This is a genomic window from Pseudomonas putida (genome assembly GCA_029953615.1).
Classification (GTDB): domain Bacteria; phylum Pseudomonadota; class Gammaproteobacteria; order Pseudomonadales; family Pseudomonadaceae; genus Aquipseudomonas.
On sequence record CP124529.1, the window covers coordinates 1918540 to 1941963 of the forward strand.

17 protein-coding genes are annotated in these 23424 nt (G+C 62.6%); 11 read left to right on the forward strand and 6 right to left on the reverse strand.

Going from position 1 to position 23424, the window contains the following annotated elements; all coding sequences use genetic code 11:
• Positions 1-5: 5 nt before the first annotated feature.
• Both glnL and ntrC read left to right on the forward strand, forming a co-directional pair.
• Entirely contained in the window at positions 6-1091 is a 1086-nt protein-coding gene (gene glnL, locus QIY50_08810) for a nitrogen regulation protein NR(II) (protein ID WGV22259.1), read from the forward strand.
• Positions 1088-2524: a nitrogen regulation protein NR(I) gene (gene ntrC / locus QIY50_08815; GenBank protein WGV22260.1), complete on the forward strand. Its 1437-nt coding sequence runs from the start codon at positions 1088-1090 to the stop codon at positions 2522-2524. Before glnL ends, ntrC begins: the two co-directional genes overlap by 4 nt.
• 381 nt (positions 2525-2905) lie before the next feature.
• On the opposite strand, the gene QIY50_08820 is transcribed toward ntrC, so the two are convergent.
• Positions 2906-3343: a hypothetical protein gene (locus tag QIY50_08820; GenBank protein WGV22261.1), complete on the reverse strand. Its 438-nt coding sequence runs from the start codon at positions 3341-3343 to the stop codon at positions 2906-2908.
• On the opposite strand from QIY50_08820, the gene trmL reads away from it, so the two are divergent.
• Positions 3342-3803 carry a tRNA (uridine(34)/cytosine(34)/5-carboxymethylaminomethyluridine(34)-2'-O)-methyltransferase TrmL gene (trmL, locus tag QIY50_08825; GenBank protein ID WGV22262.1) on the forward strand — a complete coding sequence of 154 codons (462 nt, stop codon included), beginning with the start codon at positions 3342-3344 and terminating at the stop codon, positions 3801-3803. The two genes, QIY50_08820 and trmL, sit on opposite strands and share 2 nt — an antisense overlap.
• Positions 3804-3954: 151 nt before the next feature.
• Here trmL and secB read toward each other — a convergent pair whose 3' ends face one another.
• The 3 genes from secB to QIY50_08840 are packed head-to-tail and all read right to left on the reverse strand — an operon-like array spanning position 3955 to position 5149.
• Entirely contained in the window at positions 3955-4440 is a 486-nt protein-coding gene (secB, locus tag QIY50_08830) for a protein-export chaperone SecB (GenBank protein WGV22263.1), read from the reverse strand.
• Between the two features lie 39 nt (positions 4441-4479).
• Complete coding sequence (gene grxC, locus QIY50_08835; GenBank protein WGV22264.1) at positions 4480-4734, reverse strand: glutaredoxin 3; 255 nt, start codon at positions 4732-4734, stop codon at positions 4480-4482.
• A gap of 1 nt (position 4735) precedes the next feature.
• On the reverse strand, positions 4736-5149 hold the full coding sequence (locus tag QIY50_08840) for a rhodanese-like domain-containing protein (GenBank protein ID WGV22265.1): 414 nt from the start codon (positions 5147-5149) through the stop codon (positions 4736-4738).
• 207 nt (positions 5150-5356) lie between these two features.
• Between QIY50_08840 and gpmI the strand changes: the two genes are divergently transcribed.
• The 5 genes from gpmI to QIY50_08865 all read left to right on the forward strand — a co-directional run bounded on the left by gpmI (position 5357) and on the right by QIY50_08865 (position 12079).
• Positions 5357-6892, forward strand: a complete 1536-nt coding sequence (gpmI, locus tag QIY50_08845; protein WGV22266.1) for a 2,3-bisphosphoglycerate-independent phosphoglycerate mutase — start codon at positions 5357-5359, stop codon at positions 6890-6892.
• 230 nt (positions 6893-7122) lie between these two features.
• The gene (locus QIY50_08850) at positions 7123-8427 is read left to right on the forward strand and encodes a murein hydrolase activator EnvC (GenBank protein ID WGV22267.1); all 1305 of its coding nucleotides are present in this window, start codon (positions 7123-7125) and stop codon (positions 8425-8427) included.
• Positions 8428-8504: 77 nt separating this feature from the next.
• Positions 8505-9821: a S41 family peptidase gene (locus tag QIY50_08855; protein WGV22268.1), complete on the forward strand. Its 1317-nt coding sequence runs from the start codon at positions 8505-8507 to the stop codon at positions 9819-9821.
• Positions 9822-9829: 8 nt separating this feature from the next.
• Complete coding sequence (locus QIY50_08860; protein ID WGV22269.1) at positions 9830-10597, forward strand: divergent polysaccharide deacetylase family protein; 768 nt, start codon at positions 9830-9832, stop codon at positions 10595-10597.
• A 78-nt stretch (positions 10598-10675) separates the two neighbouring features.
• A complete protein-coding gene (locus tag QIY50_08865; protein ID WGV22270.1) occupies positions 10676-12079 on the forward strand; it encodes a trypsin-like peptidase domain-containing protein in 1404 nt (467 codons plus the stop codon).
• A gap of 77 nt (positions 12080-12156) precedes the next feature.
• On the opposite strand, the gene QIY50_08870 is transcribed toward QIY50_08865, so the two are convergent.
• On the reverse strand, positions 12157-16809 hold the full coding sequence (locus tag QIY50_08870) for a hypothetical protein (GenBank protein ID WGV22271.1): 4653 nt from the start codon (positions 16807-16809) through the stop codon (positions 12157-12159).
• 122 nt (positions 16810-16931) lie between these two features.
• Complete coding sequence (locus QIY50_08875; GenBank protein ID WGV23023.1) at positions 16932-18878, reverse strand: BCCT family transporter; 1947 nt, start codon at positions 18876-18878, stop codon at positions 16932-16934.
• A 533-nt stretch (positions 18879-19411) separates the two neighbouring features.
• On the opposite strand from QIY50_08875, the gene betI reads away from it, so the two are divergent.
• The 3 genes from betI to betA all read left to right on the forward strand — a co-directional run bounded on the left by betI (position 19412) and on the right by betA (position 23355).
• Positions 19412-20068, forward strand: a complete 657-nt coding sequence (gene betI / locus QIY50_08880; protein WGV22272.1) for a transcriptional regulator BetI — start codon at positions 19412-19414, stop codon at positions 20066-20068.
• Positions 20069-20107: 39 nt separating this feature from the next.
• Positions 20108-21580, forward strand: a complete 1473-nt coding sequence (gene betB, locus QIY50_08885; protein WGV22273.1) for a betaine-aldehyde dehydrogenase — start codon at positions 20108-20110, stop codon at positions 21578-21580.
• Positions 21581-21657: 77 nt separating this feature from the next.
• The gene (gene betA / locus QIY50_08890) at positions 21658-23355 is read left to right on the forward strand and encodes a choline dehydrogenase (protein WGV22274.1); all 1698 of its coding nucleotides are present in this window, start codon (positions 21658-21660) and stop codon (positions 23353-23355) included.
• The last annotated feature ends 69 nt before the right edge of the window (positions 23356-23424 follow it).

Consider the following 23424-nt stretch of genomic DNA (forward strand, 5'->3'; position numbering starts at 1 on the left):
GCCTTATGACCATCAGCGATGCGCAGCACCGTCTGCTTCTGGACAACCTGACCACCGCCACGCTACTGCTCAACGCCGAGCTGCGCCTGGAGTACATGAACCCTGCCGCGGAAATGCTGCTGGCTGTCAGTGGTCAGCGCAGCCACGGGCAGTTCATCAGCGAACTGTTCACCGAATCGACCGAGGCGCTCAGCTCGCTGCGCCAGGCAGTCGAGCAGGCGCACCCGTTCACCAAGCGCGAAGCGCAGCTCACCTCGCTGACCGGGCAGGCCATCACCGTCGACTACGCGGTAACGCCGATCCTGCATCAGGGCCAGACCCTGCTGCTGCTGGAGGTGCACCCGCGCGACCGGCTGTTGCGCATCACCAAGGAGGAGGCCCAGCTGAGCAAGCAGGAAACCACCAAGATGCTGGTGCGCGGCCTGGCCCACGAAATCAAGAACCCCCTCGGCGGCATCCGCGGCGCAGCCCAGTTGCTGGCTCGCGAACTGCCGGACGAAGGCCTGCGCGACTACACCAATGTGATCATCGAGGAAGCCGACCGCCTGCGTAACCTGGTTGACCGCATGCTCGGTTCGAACAAGCTGCCGTCGCTGGCCATGACCAACATCCACGAAGTACTGGAGCGGGTCTGCAGCCTGGTAGAGGCCGAAAGCCAGGGCTGCATCACTTTGGTGCGCGATTACGACCCCAGCCTGCCGGACGTGTTGATCGACCGCGAACAGATGATCCAGGCCGTGCTCAACATCGTGCGCAACGCCATGCAGGCGATCAGTTCGCAGAACGAGCTGCGCCTGGGCCGTATCACCCTGCGCAGCCGCGCCCTGCGCCAGTTCACCATCGGTCACGTGCGCCATCGCCTGGTGGCGCGGGTGGAGATCATCGACAACGGCCCGGGCATCCCGCCGGAGCTGCAGGACACCCTCTTCTATCCCATGGTCAGCGGCCGCCCGGACGGTACCGGGCTGGGCCTGGCCATTACCCAGAACATCATCAGCCAGCACCAGGGCCTGATCGAGTGTGAAAGCCATGCCGGCCACACCGCCTTCTCGATCTACCTGCCCCTGGAACAAGGAGCCACCGCCTCATGAGCCGAAGTGAAACCGTATGGATCGTCGACGATGATCGCTCCATCCGCTGGGTCCTGGAAAAAGCCCTGCAACAGGAAGGCATGACCACCCAGAGCTTCGATAGCGCCGATGGCGTGATGGGCCGCCTGGCACGCCAGCAACCGGACGTGATCATTTCCGATATCCGCATGCCAGGCACCAGCGGCCTCGACCTGTTGGCACAGATACGTGAGCAGCACCCGCGCCTGCCGGTCATCATCATGACCGCCCACTCCGACCTGGACAGCGCCGTGGCGTCATACCAGGGCGGTGCATTCGAGTACCTGCCCAAACCGTTCGATGTGGACGAGGCAGTCTCGCTGGTCAAGCGCGCCAACCAGCACGCCCAGGAGCAACAAGGGCTGGATGTGCCGCAGAGCCTGGCGCGCACCCCGGAAATCATCGGTGAAGCACCGGCGATGCAGGAAGTGTTCCGCGCCATCGGCCGCCTCAGCCACTCCAACATCACCGTGCTGATCAACGGCGAGTCCGGCACCGGCAAGGAGCTGGTGGCCCACGCCCTGCATCGCCATAGCCCGCGCGCGGCGTCACCGTTCATTGCTCTGAACATGGCCGCCATCCCCAAGGACTTGATGGAGTCCGAGCTGTTCGGCCATGAGAAAGGTGCCTTCACCGGCGCCGCCAACCTGCGCCGGGGGCGCTTCGAGCAGGCCGACGGCGGCACCCTGTTCCTTGACGAAATCGGTGACATGCCCGCCGACACCCAGACCCGCTTGCTGCGGGTACTGGCCGATGGCGAGTTCTATCGCGTGGGCGGCCACGTGCCGGTCAAGGTCGACGTGCGCATCATCGCCGCAACCCACCAGAACCTGGAGTCGCTGGTACAGGCCGGCAAGTTCCGCGAGGACTTGTTCCACCGCCTGAACGTGATCCGTATCCATATTCCGCGGCTGGCCGACCGGCGCGAGGATATCCCTGCCCTCGCCCGCCACTTCCTTGCCCGCGCGGCTCAGGAACTGGCGGTCGAGCCGAAGATCCTCAAGCCGGAAACCGAGGAATTCATCCGCAACCTGCCGTGGCCGGGCAACGTGCGGCAGATGGAGAACACCTGCCGCTGGATCACCGTGATGGCCTCCAGCCGCGAAGTACTGATCGGTGACCTACCGCCCGAACTGCTGAACTTGCCACAGGACGCCGCGCCGGTGACCAACTGGGAGCAGGCCCTGCGCCAGTGGGCCGACCAGGCGTTGGCACGTGGCCAGACCAGCCTGCTGGACAGCGCAGTGCCGAGCTTCGAGCGGATCATGATCGAGACCGCGCTCAAACACACCGCTGGCCGTCGGCGTGATGCGGCGCTGTTGCTGGGTTGGGGGCGCAATACCCTGACGCGCAAGATCAAGGAACTGGGGATGAACGTGGCGGGGGGAGATGATGAGGAAGGTGACGACCATTAATCCTTGACCGCCTGCACCGACGCATTCGCGGGTAAACCCGCTCCCACAGGTACAGCGCCAGCCTCGAGGTTAGCGCCGTCCCTGTGGAAGCGGGTTTACCCGCGAATGCGTTGTAAGAGCCAGAACAAGTTTCAGCCTTCCGATGCACCGTTCCTGTGCCTGACGCACCGCTCAAAGGCACAAATCCCCTCAAAATCCGGCCAGATTCCCCTCAAAGCCCCTATTCACGGGGCTTGGCAAAACTGGCACGCCCCCTGCAATAGCTAATACATCCCAAGTTTCGGGGGCCCTGGTACAGGCAGGCCGGGTGAACCCCTCTTTTATTCGCAACACCGCCAGTTTTGGGGACCTCGGTACAGGCAGGCCGGGACATCCCCTCTTTTATTCGTGCAGTTTCACCTGCACCCGCCAGCGCCCCGCGTCCTCTGCACCGGCCCATTCGCCCAGCAGGGGGCGCGCAGCGACCACCGTCAGCAATAAACCTTCCTTGCTCTTCTGCACCCGCCAGCTCACCGGCTTGCCTTGCAGGCTCAATTGCCCTTGCTGGGCCTTGCCCTGGGCCTGGAACAGCAGCGCCACAGTGCCGTCCACATTCTCGCCATGCAGCTGGGGCTCCTCGTTGAACCAAAGTTGCAGGCCATCCTGCACCACCTCCACCTGCTGCAGCTCGCGCTCGTCGGGCGTGGTCAGGCGGCCGATCATAAGCCCCACCATCAAGCCGACGACAGCCAGCGACAGCATCACCCGCGGGAACGCCTTCGAACGCACGTCCGGTTCGGGGGTAGAATGCCCGTCATCTTCACGCTTGGAGCCGTGCATGTTTCACGTCATCCTTTTTCAACCAGAAATTCCGCCAAATACCGGCAACATCATTCGCCTGTGCGCCAACAGCGGCTGCGACCTGCACCTGATCGAACCCATCAGCTTCGAACTGGATGACAAGCGCCTGCGCCGCGCGGGGCTGGATTACCACGAGTATGCCACGCTCAAGCGCCACGAGAGCCTGGCCGGATGCCTGGAGAGCCTGGGCAACCCACGGCTGTTCGCCTTCACCACCAAGGGCTCGCACCCGTTCCACGAAGTGGCCTACCAGCCGGGGGATGCGTTCCTGTTCGGGCCGGAAAGCCGTGGCTTGCCGACCGAAGTGCTGGACAGCCTGCCGGCCGAACAACGCCTGCGCCTGCCGATGCGGCCGGGATGCCGCAGCCTGAACCTGTCCAATACCGTGGCGGTGACGGTGTATGAGGCGTGGCGGCAGAACGGGTTTGCCGGGAGCTGAGCGATAGCCTGTGCCGGCCCTTTCGCGGGCGCGCCCGCTCCCACAGGTTCGGGTTCGGCGCGATCCCTGTGGGAGCGGGCGAGCCCGCGAAAGGGCTGGCACAGGCAACAAAAAAGCGCCCCGAGAGGCGCTTTCCTGATACCGGCAGCTATTACTGAACGGTCGGCGCTTCGCCAGCTTCCTGCATGCGCTGCATCTCTTGCGCGTACAGGGCGTCGAAGTTGACCGGCGACAGCATCAGAGCCGGGAACGAACCGCGGGTCACCAGGCTGTCCAGGGTCTCGCGGGCGTACGGGAACAGGATGTTCGGGCAGAACGCACCCAGGGTGTGGCTCATCGAAGCCGCGTCCAGGTTCTTGATCAGGAAGATACCGGCCTGCTGAACTTCAGCGATGAAGGCCACTTCGTCACCGTTCTTGACGGTAACCGACAGGGTCAGCACCACCTCGTGGAAGTCGCCTTCCAGGGCTTTCTGCTTGGTGTTCAGGTCCAGGGCAACGCTCGGCTCCCAGGTCTGGCGGAAGATCTGCGGGCTTTTCGGGGCCTCGAACGACAGGTCGCGCACATAGATGCGCTGCATGGAGAACTGAGGGCTGTTGTCTTCTGCAGCAGCGCCGTTGGTCTGTTGGTCAGTCATGGCAGATCCTTATCCTAATGTTTTTGAATGCAGTGCAAATCAGGCCGCCAGCAGCGCGTCGAGCTTGCCGGCGCGCTCCAGGGCGTAGAGGTCATCGCATCCACCGACGTGGGTGCTGCCGATCCAGATCTGCGGCACCGATGTACGGCCGGCCTTCTGGCTCATTTCGGCGCGAACCTGCGGCTTGCCGTCGACCTTGATTTCCTCGAAGACCACGCCCTTGCTCTCGAGCAGGTACTTGGCGCGCATGCAGTAGGGGCAGTAGTCGCTGGAATAGACGATGACGGGCTTCATATCACTTCACCAGGGGCAGGTTATCGGCTTTCCAGCTGGAAACGCCACCGCTCAGTTTGGCGGCGTTGTAACCAGCCTTGAGCAGCTCGCGGCAGATGGTGCCGGACTGCTGGCCCATCGAGTCGACGACGATCAGGGTCTTCTCTTTGTGCTTGTCCAGCTCGCTCATGCGGTTGACCAGCTTGTCCTGCGGGATGTTCACCGCACCGACGATGTGACCGGCGGAATATTCCTTGGTCGGGCGGATGTCGATGACCAGGGCTTTCTCGGCATTGACCAGGGCAGTCAACTGGCCGTTGCTCAGGCTCTGGCCACCGCGACGGATTTCGTTGACCAGCAGCGCGACCAGCAAGACAACGAAGATCGCCACCAGGATGTAGTGGTTTGTCGCAAATTGAATCAGGTTAGCAACCATCTGGGGTGTTCCACGCGATTGAAAATGCCGGCCAGTATACACAGCCCCTTATTGCCACCAAAGCCCGGCGGGCCGGCGGCTAAGCCATCTGCACATTGCTGGCACGTGCACGCCGGTCGGGGGAATGGGACGAATATTCGCCGTCGGTGGCGCATTTGCCCTAAAATGCGTGTCTTTATCATCTTTGAACAACCGTGAGTTTGATTGATGACGAGTACGCCCAAACCCCTGGTCCTGATCATCCTGGATGGCTTCGGCCACAGCGAAAGCCCCGAATACAACGCCATCTATGCCGCCAACACACCGGTCTATGACCGCCTGCGCGCCAGCCAGCCGCATGGCCTCATTTCCGGTTCTGGCATGGATGTCGGCCTGCCGGACGGGCAGATGGGCAACTCCGAAGTCGGTCACATGAACCTCGGCGCCGGTCGCGTGGTGTACCAGGATTTCACCCGGGTGACCAAGGCCATCCGCGACGGCGAGTTCTTCGAGAACCCGGTGCTCACCGGTGCGGTAGACAAGGCAGCCAGTGCCGGCAAGGCCGTGCACATCCTCGGCCTGCTGTCCGATGGCGGCGTACACAGCCACCAGGACCACCTGGTGGCCATGGCCGAACTGGCCGCTCAGCGCGGTGCACAGAAGATCTACCTGCACGCCTTCCTCGACGGCCGCGACACGCCGCCACGCAGCGCGCAGTCGTCCATCCAACTGCTCGATGCCACCTTCGCCAGGCTGGGCAAGGGCCGCATCGCCAGCCTGATCGGCCGCTACTACGCCATGGACCGCGACAACCGCTGGGACCGCGTCAGCGCCGCCTATAACCTGATCGTCGACAGCGCTGCCGAATACACCGCCGACACCGCCCTGGCCGGCCTGGAAGCGGCCTATGCCCGCGACGAGAGCGACGAGTTCGTCAAGGCCACGCGCATCGGTGAAGCCGTCAAGGTCGAAGACGGCGACGCGGTGATTTTCATGAACTTCCGCGCCGACCGCGCTCGCGAACTTTCCCGCGTGTTCGTCGAAGCCGACTTCAACGAATTCCCGCGTGCCCGCCTGCCAAAACTCGCCGCCTACATCGGCCTGACCCAGTACTCGGCGAAAATCCCGGCCCCCGCCGCCTTCGCCCCGGCCAGCCTGAACAACGTACTGGGCGAGTACCTGGCGAAAAACGGCAAGACCCAGCTGCGCATCGCCGAAACCGAGAAGTACGCCCACGTCACTTTCTTCTTCTCCGGTGGCCGCGAGGAACCGTTCGAAGGCGAAGAGCGCATCCTGATTCCGTCGCCGAAAGTCGCCACCTACGACCTGCAGCCGGAAATGAGCGCACCGGAAGTGACCGACCGCATCGTCGAGGCCATCGAGCAGCAGCGTTATGACGTGATCGTGGTCAACTACGCCAATGGCGACATGGTCGGCCATACCGGTGTTTTCGAAGCTGCGGTGAAGGCCGTCGAGGCTCTGGATGGCTGCGTCGGGCGCATCGTCCAAGCACTGGACAAGGTCGGCGGCGAAGCGCTGATCACCGCCGACCACGGCAATGTCGAGCAGATGGAAGACGAGTGTACCGGCCAGGCACACACCGCGCACACCACCGAGCCGGTGCCGTTCATCTATGTCGGCAAGCGCAACGTGAAAGTACGCGATGGCGGCGTGCTGGCTGATGTGGCACCGACCATGCTGAAGCTGCTGGGGCTGGAGAAGCCGGTGGAAATGACCGGCACATCCATCCTGGTTGACGCCTGATTCTGTGTATTGGGGCCGCTCTGCGGCCCTTCGCGGGCACGCCCGCTCCCACAGGATCGGCGGTACAGCCTGCTTTTGTGGGAGCGGGCGTGCCCGCGAAGGGCTGCAGCGCAGCCCCAATAACACATGAATTCCAGACAAACGCCCCTCTGCACCCGCAGCGAGGCGTTTTTTTTGCCCGCCCGCGCGGGCATACTAGGCCAGTCTCCATCCTTGGTACGCCAAACCCCATGCTTCGCGCCCTGATCCTCCTAGCCCTGTCTTGCCTGCTCAGTCCGGCCTTTGCCGATGAGCGTGCGCAGACCCAGCAGCAACTGGACGCCACCCGCCAGGACATTGCCGAGCTCAAGAAGACGCTGGGCAAGCTCCAGGAAGAAAAGGCCGGTGTGCAAAAGGACCTCAAAGCCACCGAGACCGATATCGGCAACCTCGAAAAGCAGGTGGAGGCCCTGCAGCAAGAACTAAAAAAGACCGAGGGCGAGCTGGAGCGCCTTGATTCCGAGAAAAAAAAACTCCAGAGCGCCCGCGTTGAACAACAGCGACTGATCGCCATCCAGGCCCGCTCGGCCTACCAGAACGGCCGTGAGGAATACCTCAAGCTGCTGCTCAACCAGCAGAACCCCGAAAAGTTCGCCCGTACCCTCACCTACTACGACTACCTGAGCAAGGCGCGCCTGGAGCAACTGCGCACCTTCAACGAGACCCTGCGCCAGTTGGCCAACGTCGAACAGGAAATCGCCACCCAGCAGCAACAGTTGCTGGCCCAGCGCGCCGACCTCGACAGCCGCCGACAGGCTCTGGAAACCGAGCGGGGCAAGCGCCAGCAGGTACTGGCCAAGCTCAACAGCGACATGAAGGACCGCGACCAGAAGCTGCAATCGCGCGAGCAGGACCAGGCCGACCTGTCCAAAGTTCTCAAGACCATCGAGGAAACCCTCGCCCGCCAGGCCCGTGAGGCCGAAGAAGCGCGCAAGAAGGCCCTGCTGGCCCAGCAGGAAGCGGAAAAACGACGCCAGCAGGAAGCCCTGGCCGCCGCTGCCGCCCGCGAACAGGCCCGCGAACCGGTGGAACCACCGAAAAAGGCCCGCACCACCCTGGGCCCGATGGTTTCCAGCGATGGCGTCAGCTACGGTGGCGCATTTTCTGCCGCTCGGGGAAAACTTCCCTGGCCAGTCAATGGTCGATTGCTGGCACGCTTCGGTGATGCCCGTGGCAGCGATGCACGTGCCAAGTGGGACGGGGTGATGATCAGCGCCAACCCCGGCACCCAGGTACGAGCCGTGCATGGCGGGCGCGTCGTGTTCGCCGACTGGTTGCGCGGTGCCGGGCTTCTGGTCATTCTCGACCATGGCAACGGTTACCTGAGCCTGTACGGCCATAACCAGAGCCTGCTCAAGAGCGCCGGTGATATCGTCAAGGCCGGCGAAGCCATTTCCACCGTTGGCGACAGCGGCGGCCAGGACGCTGCCGGCTTGTATTTCGCCATCCGCCAGCAGGGCCGGCCTACCGACCCTTCACAGTGGTGCCGGGGCTAGTCAAATTTCTACGGGGTAGCCACGGGCTGCCCCGATGCTCCCCAGGGAGCGCTTACAGGATCAGGAGTTCGTTCGACATGCTGCACTCGCCTCGTCTCACCCAGCTGGCCCTGTCCATCGCCCTGGCGATCGGCGCGCCCCTGGCCATTGCCGCAGAGCCGGCCAAGCCGGCCGCAGTAGCGGCCACCGAGGTGACCGCCAAGGCGCCACTGCCGCTTGAAGAACTGCGCACCTTCGCCGAAGTCATGGACCGCATCAAGGCGGCCTATGTGGAGCCGGTGGATGACAAGACCCTGCTGGAAAATGCCATCAAGGGCATGCTCAGCAACCTGGACCCGCACTCGGCCTACCTCGGCCCCGAGGACTTCCAGGAACTGCAGGAAAGCACCAGCGGCGAGTTCGGCGGGCTGGGCATCGAAGTGGGCCAGGAGGACGGCTTCATCAAGGTGGTCTCGCCGATCGATGACACCCCGGCCTCGCGTGCCGGCGTGCAGGCAGGCGATCTGATCGTCAAGATCAACGGCGCCCCGACCCGTGGCCAGACCATGACCGAAGCGGTCGACAAGATGCGCGGCAAGGTCGGCGAGAAAATCACCCTGACCCTGGTACGTGACGGCGGCAACCCCTTCGACGTGACCCTTGCCCGTGCGGTCATCCAGGTCAAGAGCGTGAAGAGCCAGCTGCTGGAGAACGACTACGGCTACATCCGCATCACCCAGTTCCAGGTCAAGACCGGCGACGAAGTCGGCAAGGCCCTGGCCAAGCTGCGCAAGGACAACGGCAAGAAGCTGCGTGGTGTGGTACTGGACCTGCGCAACAACCCCGGTGGCGTGCTGCAGTCGGCGGTGGAAGTGGCCGACCACTTCCTGACCAAGGGCCTGATCGTCTACACCAAGGGCCGCATCGCCAACTCCGAGCTGCGCTTCTCGGCCGACCCGGCCGACGCCAGCGCCGGCGTGCCACTGGTAGTGCTGATCAACGGCGGCAGCGCCTCGGCCTCGGAAATTGTCGCCGGCGCCCTGCAAGACCAGAAACGCGCGGTGCTGATGGGTACCGACAGCTTCGGCAAAGGCTCGGTGCAGACCGTGCTGCCACTGGCCAACGACCGTGCGCTGAAGCTCACCACCGCGCTGTACTTCACCCCTAATGGCCGCTCGATCCAGGCCCAGGGCATCGTCCCCGACATCGAAGTGCGCCCGGCCAAGCTCACCGCCGAAGCCGACACCGACAACTTCAAGGAAGCCGACCTGCAGGGCCACCTGGGCAACGGCAACGGCGGCGCCGACCGCCCGACCGGCAGCGGCAAGCGCAAGGAGCGCCCACAGGATGACGACTTCCAGCTGAGCCAGGCCCTGAGCCTGCTCAAGGGCCTGAACATCACCAAGGGCGACTGACCCACCCCATGCGTTATCTGCTGTGTCTGTTGTTCTGCCTGTTGGCCGGGGTCGCACAAGCGGCGCCGGCCGGCAAGGCCTACATGAGCATCATCATCGACGACCTGGGCCAGAGCCCCGAGCGTGACAGCCGCACCCTGGCCCTGCCCGGGCCGGTGACCATGGCGATCATGCCTGATACCCCACATGCCACCGACTTCGCTCGCCAGGCACACAAGGCCGGCAAGACGGTAATCCTGCACATGCCCATGGACCCGGCCACCGGGCCCTATGCCTGGCATCCTGGCCTACCCATCGCGGAGCTGGCCCGGCGCCTGGACAGCGCCTTGCTCAAGGTGCCCTACGCCGCCGGCATCAACAACCACATGGGCAGCCGCATGACCGCGCAGCGCGAACCCATGGACTGGCTGATGGGCGAATTGCAGCGGCGCCATCTGTTCTTCGTCGACAGCCGCACCAGCGCCGCCACCGTGGCCGCAGCCGAAGCCCAGCGCATCGGCCTGGCCCACGTTTCGCGCGATGTGTTCCTTGACGACGTGCGCACCACCGAGGCGATTACGCAGCAGTTTCAGCAAGCCATTGCCACGGCCCGCAAGCAAGGCTCGGCAGTGCTGATCGGGCATCCTTACCCGCAGACGCTGGAAGTGCTGGAGCGCGAACTGCCACGGCTCAACGGCCAAGGTGTCATCTTGATCAAGCTGTCGCAGATGATCGCCGAGCGGAGTAACCAGGCAATGCCGGCACATGGCAAGCATGGCCGCTACAGCAACCGCTGAGCAGGCCCTTCAACTATGTACCGCCAAGCGCATCGGTAGCACCTTCACCCTTCGTCCTCCATCCCATGGAGGTACGACATGCATAACCCCTTACTTCTGGCCACGCTGGGCCTGACACTCTTCAGCAACCTGGCCAATGCCAACGACACCACGCCTCCTCCCGCGGCACCACTTGCCCTGCACAACAGCGCTGGCCAGAACTCGCAGTGGACAGGCGTTGGCCGGCTGATCTGGAAAAACCGACATTGCATCGGCACCTTGCTGGACAGCCGTGATGACACCCACGGTACAAGTGGGCCGGCCTACATACTGACAGCCGGCCACTGCGCTGGCGGTGTCAATGGCAAGGTCATTGTCGACCAGCCGATTACCGGCAGCATTGCCTTCAATTATTTTGTCGATACACAAGACCAGCACCATACCGTGCCGTTGAAACGAACGGTATGGAGCAGCCTGCAAGGTGCCGACCTGGCGCTTCTGGAATTGGAGGCCACCCTTGAGGAGCTGCTGGCACAAGGCATCACGCCACTCAAGCTGGGCCGCTCCGCGGCATCGGGCAGCGCGGTTCAGGTAATCGGCGAACCCAGCTCAATCGGCAAAGGCCTGCGCTTGTCCACCTGCACGGAGCGCTTCCACAGTACATCCAGTGTCGGCAACTGGGTGTGGCGCAACGTCAGGCGTAACGATTGCCAAGGCCTGGATGAGGGGGCCTCCGGCAGCCCGGTCATCGACACCGCCAGCAATCGCCTGGTCAGCATTGCCAACAGCCTGCATGACAATGAGGTCGGTGCAATCCCGGTCCAACGCCTTCATGGCTGCTTCAGTGCAGGTCGTGCAGACCTCGATCTGGAAGATTGCCAGTTGCTGCCGGGCTTTCAACTCGAGCCGCAGGGCAACAGCTTCAAAACACTGACCAAGTACCGCGGCTTGGCCGATGAGCCCCTCGAGCCTGCGCGCTGGGGCTTCCAGTTCCTGATCGATACACCGCGCTACCGCTACAAAACCAGCACAGATGCACTCGCCTGCGAAGATCCGGTTGGCTACAGCGGCACCCTCCCTTCAAGCGAAGCCATGATCAACGACCCGATCGGCCCCGAGCCCGGTACTCACTACCTGTGCCTGGTCGGCGTACAGTCGCCAGAGCAGTTACCTTCTCGTGCGCTCATGGCCAATAGCCTGAGCATCAAGGTGGAGCTGCTACCACCTGGCAAACCCTTGGCTCAGGTGATGACTGAACAACTGCCTGACGGTGGCGCCCGGATCAGTTGGTTGCGCGATCCTGATGTGGTGTTCTACCGGGTAAAACGTGGTGTACCGGCAACGACAGATTGCAATGATCCGTCAGGCTATCGCCTGCTGCGCGCACAAAGCCACGATATTCCGGGTTCGGCCCTGCCCTTGAAGCTATGCAGCGTCGCCATCGATGTGATTGGGCAGAGTTCCGAGTTCCGTACGGATCTGGTTCAAGCCGTGGCACCGTAACAGGCCGCCCGAGCCTGCCGTACCCGGGCATGAATGCCAGGTTCGGCAGGCCGGCTCCCGTCTTGTTACCGGGCCGGTCAATGGAACGGAATGATCCCCCGCGCTTGCTCCAGCGTCAGCCTGCCCCGGTGGAGCCGCTGCCCTGCGCTCGCAGCGAGGCGGCTGCTCATGCGACGTTGGCTCCAGGTCTTGAGGTGGCCGGTAAGGAAATTCTCGGCGAAGTCGTCAGGCGAGCGGAAATGGAAATGCGCAGCCCACAGATTTCGTTTGCTTGGCAGGCGCAGCACCCGATATTCGTCAAACGCACTACCATCCTGCATGGTACGCCGCTCATTGTATTCAACCGTGATCAGCTTCTTTGCGTGCAGGAAGCGCAAGGCTTCAGCGGAGGGATAATGGGTGTCGGTATACAGGGTGGTGAGTTGGAGCTCTTTCTCCGCAGCCAAAGCATCCGCCTCGCGCTCCAGGGTCCTGAGCAGCGTGTCGTTGCCACCGGCATCACGCAGCGTGCTTGCTGCCTGATCCAGTTTGCCCAGCTGTTGGTCGAACAAACGAGCGAGCAAGGTACCCTTGATATCGTTGTCGACATACGACTTGGCCTTCACCCGCAACGCATTGCTCTCGTCCAGCAGTGACTGCACCCACATGGCCAGGTCACTTGGGGGCGCTTCGTCAGCCGCCGAAGGCTGCTCAGCCTCGCGCTGGCGCCACTCGCCCTCTATTCGTTCGAACGTGGCCAGCACGGTTTTGCTGAACGCCTCACGCACCTCGAGCAGGCGCTGCCCCTGCACTTCGATCTCGGTTCCGATCATTAGCTGGCCCTGAGCATTGCGCACTAGCCGCTGCGTCGCGCTGGACGCCTTGTAAGGCGAAGACCTGGCAGGCACGCTGGGGTCATCCTGCTCCCGAGCCGCCTCGACCAGACGGCTGCCCGCATCCAGCTTGAGCTTGCCGAGATGCTCGCGGTAGCGATCGATCATCGTCGGCTCGATCAACACCCCGCCTTCCTTGCGAATACGGTCGCTGTCGAGCAGCGCAGCACTGTATTCATCCCAGGCTTCCTGCAGGATGACGATCCGGTCCTGCGCCGACAGGTTGGCGAAGTCCAGCTCGCCATGAGCTTCAGCGGCGTTGCGCAGACTCAGGCTGGCCAGCTCCTCCCTGTAACCGGCAAGCACGTTTTGACCGGACTCACTGTCAAGGTGCAAGGCCAGGTCAGCCAGGTTCAATACCTGGTGGAAACGCAGCTGAACCGTGGAGACCTTGCGCCGGGCAATCAGTTGCGCAACGGTACGCACAGGTGCATCCGAGATACCGCTGATCGCGAAATCGTCTGCAGTATCAGCCAACAACTGGTCGAGATCCTCGAACCCTACGAGTATGCGCTCCTGCAGGCCGACAACCTTTTCCAGCCTGAGGCGGAACGTCTGATACAGCTCAGCGACTTCGGCGACTGGCTGCCCATCCAGAGCCTTTTGCATTTCGACCAATTTGGGGTAATCCACCAGGTCCCAGAGCTCATCGATGATGAAGTCGCTATTGCGGATAAGGCCCTCCCGTGCAGTTGTCTCGTATTTTGGAAGCACATCATCCCAGTTGCCCTTCTGCCGCTCGTTGGCATATTTGGGTTCTTTGATGGTCGCCAGTAAAGGGAGTGTTGCCCTTTCTGCGCTGACAGCGGCCTCCAACTGCTGTATCGCCTGGTCCCTCTGCTGGAGGCCATCCACCTCCAGAGCGGTTATGCGCTCATCGTAGCGCTGCAGCAGAGCTCTCAAACGGGCAGCTTCGTCTCCCTCCGGCAGCGACGATTGGGTTGCGGCTGCCTTGGCTCTGAGCGCCTTCAAAGCGTCGAGCTTTTTCTTCGAGTCGAGCGATTTCGCGGCCATGCTGCCGAATTGCTCTCTTGCCCGGTTGACCTGTTGATCTAGCTGGTTGATTTTCTGATGCAATTCGCGGAAGCGCTTTGCCAGCCGGGCGCGGGCAGAGTTTTGCGGCATACCACCGGCCAGACGAAGTGTCGTATCAACCCGCCAGACGCTATCGGTAAAACTCAGCCAGGGTCCTGGGGTTCCTTTGGAGCCGACCACCCGCACACCACCTGGCAACTGCTCCACGCGGTAGACGTCACCAGCCAAAGCCACGTAATAGTTGTCGTCGATGCGGTACAAGCCCTCCATGTGGCCGTCACCCAACGGTTTGATGCCATTGAGCGACACACTGGAACGCATCGCCAGCAGGGCTTTGCGCTGGGCGTGTGGCAACCAGTTGAAGCCACTCTGGCCACGCCAGCTAAAATCAAGCCAGCTGCTGGGCAGCGCTTCACCAGCAACCTGCGCCTGCTCCACCGGGGCGACAGTAACCTCGGCAAAGGCCCCGCGCTGCGGCCCAGACCCTTCCACAGCTGCCGCGCCAGGCAGTTCATGGCTGGGAACTTTGCGTCGGGGTTGCCTGGCATGCAACAACACCATGCTCAAATTCAGCATCAGATCGGCAGCGGCAGCCGCACGATCAAACTCATCGTCGCGCTCAAGGGCGTCAAGGTCGTGCTCCAAGGAAGCCAGCAGTTGTACCAGCCAGGCCACGGATGCCACCGGCCCACGAAGCGCCAAGGTCACGACATCGAACAATAGCCATGCGCCCTCGCACAGGGTCTGCCAGCGGCTCTCGGCATTGGATACAGACTGCTCTTCGGCGACACTTACCAGCAGATCGCGGTTCGCCCCGTAAAGCTTCTCGTCGATGTTGTTACGCCAATAGGTGATGGCCAGCTGGGCCGGTGCCGGGCGTGTGGGATTGACGTAGGGGTCGATGCCGATAACCCTGATGTGGGGTTCGCTGAAACCACCATGGTCATATACCGACCGGACGCTCGGATCCATCCAGTCGAGAATGCTGTCCTGCAGGATCACCGACTCGCGCACATGTTCGAGCAAGGCCGACAGGCTGGCATATTCACGAAGCGTGTCCTGGCTGAACAAAGGGCGGTAAAGCAGTACCAGCGAGGGTTCTGCGCAGTACAGAATGTACATGCACCGGACTTCGTCCGTTTTCGCAGAGGTTACGCTGCGCTTGAACGCCAACGGAATCAACATCATTCGCGGCGTGCTCGGGTCGACATGACCGGCACAGAAGTCGACCACGCATTGCAACCCAGGCTCTGTGACCTTTGCGTCAAGCTTGGCAGTGATCGCACTGGCGAGCAGAGCGGCACGCCATTCCCCACCCAACCGCCTGACCCGGTCCGCGCGAGTGGCCGGATCATCCAGCTGCGCGGCAACATAGGCTGGATAGTGGCTTCCGATATCCACCTTGGTGACCAGTGCCTTGGCTGACTCGGCATTCAACCATGCCGGCACATCCCCGCCGCTGCGAAGGTAAACCCGCTTGATGCTCGCCCCCTTGAGGGAGGCGAGGTTACCGATGGCGAACTCGGTGAGCGTCTTGCTGCCAGCGAAAGCGAGCGGCTCACCACCGCCAGCACCTGTTGCCGCCCCTCCCGGCACCCCGCGGGCGAGGTAAAGGTCGAACATCAGCTCATCCGGTGAGATGTCAGCCGCATGGTCCTCGCGGATTTGTGCAATCAGCCGCCGGCGAGCGTAATCGGTCAACGGCTGAATGCCATCCAGTGCCGCGATGCCGCCAGAGTCGAGTTGATAAAGCGCGATCTGCAGCAACGCAGCCCTGCACGCAAAGCTGTCCCGTGCATGGCTATCCCGCAAACCCGGAGGTGGTTGTACTGCCGGGGTTTCGTCCTGGTAGGCCTCGAACCAGGGCGAAGGATCGCTCAGTTGGGCGAAACGCTGCTCAAGGGCCGAAACGTCTTTGATTTCGCAATAGCGGGCTTGCTCGATTCCCTGAAACAGCGTCTCGAGCAAGAGCGAGACCTGCTGGGCGAAAACGTTGCCTTGGGCCGGATGACGTTGCCAACTCATTTGTTCGAAGGCATAGGCTTGCGCCAGTTCGTCACGCAACGCCAGGCCAAACGCAGTCAACGAATCGAAGCTGCGCACCGCGCCCGAAGGCGCGCACCACAGGACAACCTCGCGCTCGTCCCACTCACCACAAATCAGCATCTGGCATTGCATCTGGGCATACTGCAGTGACGCACTGGTCAGATGCGTCTGGACGAAATACACCGGGGGCTGGTCGTCACCGCCGTGCAGCAGCCCACGGATACACGCCTGCTCCTGTGGATCCAGGCCTTGCAAGGGCAACCCGCGCAGCAGGGCGGTCTTGAGCAGCAACTGCAACCAGCTGTCGCGACTGACTGCTGCGTTGCCCGTGCCCCGCCAATACTCGAGCTGGGCCTCGCAGAAACGTTGTGGAAGCTCCTCTACCAGCTGATTGAGGGCGGATGACAAGCCTGACAACTGACGGGTATCGAAATCACTCGTCGAGCCGGCGAAACGATAGGCGCCAGTCAACCCGAGGTTGAAATGGCGGCCATCAGCCAGTGGCTCGAGACTCAGCGGCTGCGGGTCGAGCAAGGCTTGCAGAACCCGATCCACCAAGGGGCCTGTGGTCCAATAGTTGGTGTAGGGCTCCGGGCTGTCCAGCGTCAGCGGGTCAGCCGTTGTCAGGGCAGGGGTAACGTAGGCCAACCATGGCAATTCTGCCAGCAACACGCGCAGCAGCTGTGCGCTGGCGACCTGGCGCAGGGTCGGCCGATCGTCGAACTGCCTGGCAACGGCCTGCCTGAAATCAAAGACTGGAACCTGGTTACGGGTCATGCTGGGTGCCTCCGCCTCGAAAAACGGTAGGCTGTGGCAAGCAGACCCGTTACCCGCACTACATATTGCTCAAAAAAAAGGCCTTGCTCTTTCGGGCAAGGCCTTTCTTCAATTCACCAGTATCAGCTGTATACACGCCCCAGCAACTGGCGGTGGCTTTCGAACTGGTCCAGCACGTCACGCACGATCTGCTCCGGAGCAAAGCCCATCAGGTCGTACTCCTGGCTACCATCGTGCAAGTACACCTCGGCTCGATAGAAGCGCTGACGGACTTCCGGCTCACCTTCCACCGGTGCTTCGCTCGGTGCCGCCAGGTAGCCGTCCAGGCTCACTTCGTAGACGAACGGGTTGCCCTCTTCCATCATCACCCGCAGGCCCATCATGTTGCGCGACTGGCCAACACGGGTTTCCACCTCGAAGCCCAGGGTCTGCAACTGCGCGGCGGCCTCTTTAAGCGCCGGGCTGACATGCCGGTCCATGAACCGCTGTACCACGGCCTGGGTCGGCTGCAGTTCCAGCTGGGTCAGGCGCTCACTGAATCCGCGACGGCCACGGGCGGCCAGCTCGGCACGCTCCTGCTCGACCACCACGTCCTGTTTCATCGCCTTGTACAGGCCGAACATGAACAGCACCAGCACCACCGAGAACGGCAGCCCCGCCAGTACCACCATGGTCTGCATGGCCTCGAAATTACCGGCGAACAGCAGGCCGATGGTGACCAGGGTGATGACCACCGACCAGAACACCACCATCCAGTGCGGGGCGTCTTCGTCCACCTTGCCGCCCTTGCAGGAAAGGTTGGCCATCATCACCGCGCCAGAGTCGGCCGGGGTGAGGAACAGGACGAAGCCGACGAACACCGCCACACCGATCACGATCTTGGCAGCCGGGAAGTATTCCAACAGCTGGTAGATCGACATCGACGGCTGCTCCAGCGCAGTCTTGCCCAGTTCCACCGCGCCCTGGTTGATTACCAGGTCCAGCGCCGTGTTGCCGAAGATCGACAGCCAGGCCAGGGTAAAGCCCAGCGGGATCAGCAACACGCCGCTGACCAGTTGGCGCACGGTGCGGCCCTTGGAGATACGGGCAATGAACATGCCGACGAACGGGCCCCAGGAAATCCACCAGGCCCAGTAGAACACGGTCCACAGGCCCAGCCAGCGCTCGGACTTGCCGGCTTCGCCTTCATATACGTAGAGGTCGAAGGTTTTCAACACGATGCCGTTGAGGTAGTCGCCGATGTTTTGCACGAAGCCATTGAGCAGGTGCAGGGTTTCGCCGCCCAGCAGGACGAAGATCAACAGGCCGCTGAACAACACGATGTTCAGGTTGGACAAGCGGCGAATGCCGTTTTCCACACCCGAGACGGCCGCCACGGTGGCCACGCCGGCCATGACCAGGATCACCACCAGCAGGTTGGTCTTGCTGTGGTCCATGCCGAACAGGTATTCCAGGCCGGAGGCCACCTGCATCGAGCCGATGCCCAGGTTGGTCACCAGGCCCAGCAGGGTGACGAACATGCCGAAGATGTCCACGGCGTTGCCGGCGGCACCCTTGACCCAACGCTCGCCTACCAGCGGGTACAGCGCCGAGCGCAGGGCCAGCGGCTGGTTATGACGGTAGGCGAAGTAACCCACGGCCAGGCCGACCAGGGCGTAGATCGCCCAGCCGTGCAGGCCCCAGTGCAGGAAGGTCAGCTGCAGGCCCTGGCGCGCGGCGTCGAGGCTGGCAGAGGTGCCTTCCGGTGGGTTGAAGTAGTGGTCCAGCGGTTCGGAGGCGCCAAAGTACAGCAGCGAAATACCGATACCGGAGGAGAACAGCATGCCGGCCCAGGCGCCATAGCTGAAATCGGGCTGGTCATCCTTGCCGCCAAGCTTGAGCTTGCCGTAGTCGGAGAAGGCCAGGTAGATGACGAACAGCAGGTAACCGCCGATTACCAGCATGTAGTACCAGCCAAAGGTGCGGGTCAGCCATTTCTGGGCCACGCCCAGCACCTGGCCGGCGGTTTCGGGTACAGCGATAAGCAAGGCAGTCAGAACGAGGATCATCAGTGCGGAGGTGAAGAACACCACGCGGTTGACCCGTACCCTCTCGGCCGGAGGGTTGGTAAGTGAGGCAGAACTCATTGCACGAATGCTCCGGGCAGTGCAGCTGTGGAGGCTAATCAGTCTTTCCCGAGCAATTGGTGGAATATCCCCACTGCATCAGGTGTTATAAAAGCACCCTTGGAAACCGTGATCCCGAATCGATACGTTGCAAAAAACAGACAGGTGGCCTGCTGAAAATGCCACGCCTCAGCCGAGGTGCGCGCATTCGTCACAGATCACCCCGCCCGCTCCAAGGGCCCGCCGCAGAGTAGATGACCCTACGGCAGAATCTGCATTTCGCATCGCTCATGCCCGTCAACGCCTTGTATTCCGGGGGTTACGCGATTTCCTGGGGTGTCAACTCGTGCCTTTTCGACCGCCTGAAAAACTGTCAATGGCACAAATTGTCGCAGAGCTTATTCTTTATTGATTGAACGTTCAATCAAAACAAAATAGACTGGCCTTCGCCGAGTCAGCCGCCCGTCGTCTGCTCGCAGGCCTGAGGAGATAGCAAGATGCCCAAGGTCGGTATGCAACCCATCCGCCGCCAGCAGTTGATCGAAGCCACATTGCAGGCGGTCGATCAGGTCGGACTGGGTGACGCCAGCATTGCGCTGATTGCCCGTTTGGCCGGTGTGTCGAACGGCATCATCAGTCACTACTTTCGGGACAAGAACGGCCTGATCGCAGCGACGATGGGTTACATCATGAACATGCTCAACGAAGGTGTCAGAGCACGTCGCCAGGCCCTGACGGACGACAGCCCGCGCGCCCACCTGAAAGTGATCATCGAGGGCAACTTCGATGCCAGCCAGGTGAACGGCCCGGCGATGAAAACCTGGTTGGCCTTCTGGGCTTCCAGCATGCACCAGCCCGATTTGCACAGGTTGCAGCGGATCAACGACCACCGCTTGTATTCCAACCTGTGCTGCCAGTTCCGCCGCGCCCTGCCGCTCTACCATGCGCGCAAGGCCGCCCGCGGCCTGGCGGCTCTGATCGACGGCTTGTGGCTGCGTGGCGCCCTGTCGGGTGATGCATTCGACACCGACCAGGCGATACGGATTGCTTACGAATACATGGATCTACAACTGGCTAAACAGCACACCCTGGGTACAAACGACCAGGCCGCTGAACAACCGCGCACGGCCCTTGCCAACCCGGCAGGAGCGTGACGCGCAAGCCAAACCACACACTGCACTTGCGAGGACACTATGGCCCGTTTCGGAACGCAAAAACTCTACATTGATGGCGCTTACGTCGACGCTGGCAGCGATGCCACCTTCGAAGCCATCAACCCGGCCACCGGCGAAGTCCTCGCCCACGTGCAACGTGCCACCGCGGCTGACGTCGAGAAGGCCGTCGAAAGCGCCGAGCGTGGCCAGAAAGTCTGGGCCGCGATGACCGCCATGCAGCGTTCGCGTATCCTGCGCCGCGCCGTCGAGATCCTGCGCGAGCGCAACGACGAGCTGGCCATGCTGGAAACCCTGGACACCGGCAAGTCGTACTCTGAAACCCGTTACGTCGACATCGTCACCGGCGCCGACGTGCTGGAGTACTATGCTGGCCTGGTACCGGCCATCGAAGGCGAGCAGATCCCGCTGCGTGAATCGTCCTTCGTCTATACCCGCCGCGAGCCGCTGGGCGTAACCGCCGGTATCGGAGCCTGGAACTACCCGATCCAGATCGCCCTGTGGAAATCCGCCCCGGCCCTGGCCGCCGGCAACGCGATGATCTTCAAGCCGTCGGAAGTCACCTCGCTGACCACCCTGAAACTGGCCGAGATCTACACCGAAGCCGGCCTGCCGAACGGCGTGTTCAACGTCCTGACCGGCAGCGGCCGCGAAGTCGGCACCTGGCTGACCGAGCACCCACGTATCGAAAAAGTCTCCTTCACCGGCGGCACCACCACCGGCAAGAAGGTCATGGCCAGCGCCTCGAGCTCGTCGCTCAAGGAAGTCACCATGGAACTGGGCGGCAAGTCGCCACTGATCATCTGCGCCGACGCCGACCTGGACAAGGCCGCCGACATCGCCATGATGGCCAACTTCTACAGCTCGGGCCAGGTCTGCACCAACGGCACCCGCGTGTTCGTCCCGGCTGAAATGAAGGCTGCCTTCGAAGCCAAGATCGTCGAGCGTGTTGCCCGCATCCGCGCTGGCAACCCGGAAGACGAAAACACCAACTTCGGCCCGCTGGTCAGCTTCCAGCACATGGAAAGCGTGCTTGGCTACATCGCCAAGGGCAAGGAAGAAGGTGCCCGCGTGCTGTGCGGTGGCGAGCGCCTGACCGCCGGTGATTTCGCCAAGGGCGCGTTCGTGGCCCCGACCGTGTTCACCGACTGCACCGACGACATGACCATTGTCAAGGAAGAGATCTTCGGCCCGGTGATGAGCATCCTCACCTACGAAACCGAAGAAGAAGTGATCCGCCGTGCCAACGACACCGAATACGGCCTGGCCGCCGGTGTCTGCACCAACGACATCACCCGCGCCCACCGCATCATCCACAAGCTGGAAGCCGGTATCTGCTGGATCAACGCCTGGGGCGAATCGCCGGCCGAAATGCCGGTCGGTGGCTACAAGCAGTCGGGTGTCGGCCGTGAGAACGGCATCAGCTCGCTGGCTCAATACACTCGCATCAAGTCGGTCCAGGTCGAGCTGGGCGGCTACAACTCGGTTTTCTGAACCCTGTCTAGCCCCGCCCGTGCCGCTGCGCACGGGCGTTCCCGCTCCCTGATCACCGCCAACACGAGGGTACTTTCATGTCCCAAGAATTCGATTACATCATCGTCGGTGCCGGCTCGGCCGGTAACACCCTGGCGACCCGCCTGACCGAAGATGCCGGCGTCACCGTACTGCTGCTGGAAGCCGGTGGCCCCGACTACCGCTTCGACTTCCGTACCCAGATGCCGGCCGCCCTGGCCTTCCCGCTACAGGGCCGCCGCTACAACTGGGCCTACGAAACCGACCCGGAGCCGTACATGGACGGCCGCCGCATGGAATGTGGCCGCGGCAAGGGCCTGGGCGGCTCGTCGCTGATCAACGGCATGTGCTACATCCGCGGTAACGCCATGGACTTCGACGGCTGGGCAGAACTGCCAGGCCTGGAAGACTGGACCTATCTGGACTGCCTGCCGTACTTCCGTAAAGCCGAGACCCGCGACATCGGCCCGAACGACTATCACGGCGGCGAAGGTCCGGTCAGCGTGACCACGCCAAAAGCGGGCAACAACCCGCTGTTCCACGCCATGGTCGAAGCCGGCGTGCAGGCCGGTTACCCGCGTACCGAAGACCTCAATGGGTACCAGCAGGAAGGCTTCGGTCCCATGGACCGTACCGTGACCAAGAACGGCCGCCGTTCCAGCACCGCTCGTGGCTACCTGGACCAGGCAAAGAAGCGCCCGAACCTGACCATCGTCACCCACGCTCTGACCGACCGTGTGCTGTTCGACGGCAAGCGCGCAATTGGCGTGACCTACCTGGTCGGCGACAGCGAAGAACGCGTTGAAGCCCGTGCCCGCAAGGAAGTCATCGTCAGCTCGGGCGCCATCGCTTCGCCGCAGCTGCTGCAGCGCTCCGGCGTCGGCCCGCGCGCCCTGCTGGAAAGCCTCGACATCCCGGTGGTGCACGACTTGCCGGGCGTGGGCGAAAACCTGCAGGACCACCTGGAACTGTACCTGCAGTACGCCTGCACCCAGCCGGTGTCGCTGTACCCGTCGCTGCTGTGGTGGAACCAGCCGGCCATCGGTGCCGAGTGGATGTTCAACGGCACCGGCATCGGCGCCAGCAACCAGTTCGAGGCCGGTGGTTTCATTCGCACCCGCCCTGAATTCAAGTGGCCGAACATCCAGTACCACTTCCTGCCGGTGGCCATCAACTACAACGGCTCCAATGGCGTGAAGGAACACGGCTTCCAGGCGCACATGGGCTCCATGCGCTCGCCTGCCCGCGGCCGCATCCAGGTCAAGTCGAAGGACCCGCGCCAACACCCGAGCATCCTGTTCAACTACATGTCCACCGAACAGGACTGGCAGGAATTCCGGGACGGCATCCGTCTGACCCGCGAAATCATGGCCCAGCCGGCACTGGACCCGTACCGTGGCCGCGAGATCAGCCCGGGCGCACACGTGCAAACCGATGAAGAACTGGACAAGTTCATCCGCGAGCACGCCGAAACCGCCTTCCACCCGTCCTGCTCGTGCAAGATGGGCACCGACGACATGGCGGTGGTCGACGGCGAAGGCCGTGTGCATGGCATGAAGGGCCTGCGCGTGGTCGATGCGTCGATCATGCCGCTGATCATCACCGGTAACCTCAACGCCACTACGATCATGATCGCCGAGAAAATCTCGGACAAGATCCGTGGCCGCAAACCACTGCCGCGCAGCACCGCCAAGTACTATGTGGCGGGTGATGCACCGGTGAAGGGCAAGCCGATGCGTGAAGTGAAACAGGCGTAAGCCTGCACTGGCCTCTTCGCGGGCGCGCCCGCTCCCACAGGTATTGCATCGCCAGCAGGCCTTGCGATA

What these genes read in the sequence shown, in the direction of transcription:
- glnL (WGV22259.1), top strand. Translation starts at nt 6, where the DNA reads ATGACCATCAGCGATGCGCAGCACCGTCTGCTTCTGGACAACCTGACC.
- ntrC (WGV22260.1), top strand. Translation starts at nt 1,088, where the DNA reads ATGAGCCGAAGTGAAACCGTATGGATCGTCGACGATGATCGCTCCATC.
- trmL (WGV22262.1), top strand. Translation starts at nt 3,342, where the DNA reads ATGTTTCACGTCATCCTTTTTCAACCAGAAATTCCGCCAAATACCGGC.
- QIY50_08820 (WGV22261.1), bottom strand. Translation starts at nt 3,343, where the DNA reads ATGCACGGCTCCAAGCGTGAAGATGACGGGCATTCTACCCCCGAACCG.
- secB (WGV22263.1), bottom strand. Translation starts at nt 4,440, where the DNA reads ATGACTGACCAACAGACCAACGGCGCTGCTGCAGAAGACAACAGCCCT.
- grxC (WGV22264.1), bottom strand. Translation starts at nt 4,734, where the DNA reads ATGAAGCCCGTCATCGTCTATTCCAGCGACTACTGCCCCTACTGCATG.
- QIY50_08840 (WGV22265.1), bottom strand. Translation starts at nt 5,149, where the DNA reads ATGGTTGCTAACCTGATTCAATTTGCGACAAACCACTACATCCTGGTG.
- gpmI (WGV22266.1), top strand. Translation starts at nt 5,357, where the DNA reads ATGACGAGTACGCCCAAACCCCTGGTCCTGATCATCCTGGATGGCTTC.
- QIY50_08850 (WGV22267.1), top strand. Translation starts at nt 7,123, where the DNA reads ATGCTTCGCGCCCTGATCCTCCTAGCCCTGTCTTGCCTGCTCAGTCCG.
- QIY50_08855 (WGV22268.1), top strand. Translation starts at nt 8,505, where the DNA reads ATGCTGCACTCGCCTCGTCTCACCCAGCTGGCCCTGTCCATCGCCCTG.
- QIY50_08860 (WGV22269.1), top strand. Translation starts at nt 9,830, where the DNA reads ATGCGTTATCTGCTGTGTCTGTTGTTCTGCCTGTTGGCCGGGGTCGCA.
- QIY50_08865 (WGV22270.1), top strand. Translation starts at nt 10,676, where the DNA reads ATGCATAACCCCTTACTTCTGGCCACGCTGGGCCTGACACTCTTCAGC.
- QIY50_08870 (WGV22271.1), bottom strand. Translation starts at nt 16,809, where the DNA reads ATGACCCGTAACCAGGTTCCAGTCTTTGATTTCAGGCAGGCCGTTGCC.
- betI (WGV22272.1), top strand. Translation starts at nt 19,412, where the DNA reads ATGCCCAAGGTCGGTATGCAACCCATCCGCCGCCAGCAGTTGATCGAA.
- betB (WGV22273.1), top strand. Translation starts at nt 20,108, where the DNA reads ATGGCCCGTTTCGGAACGCAAAAACTCTACATTGATGGCGCTTACGTC.
- betA (WGV22274.1), top strand. Translation starts at nt 21,658, where the DNA reads ATGTCCCAAGAATTCGATTACATCATCGTCGGTGCCGGCTCGGCCGGT.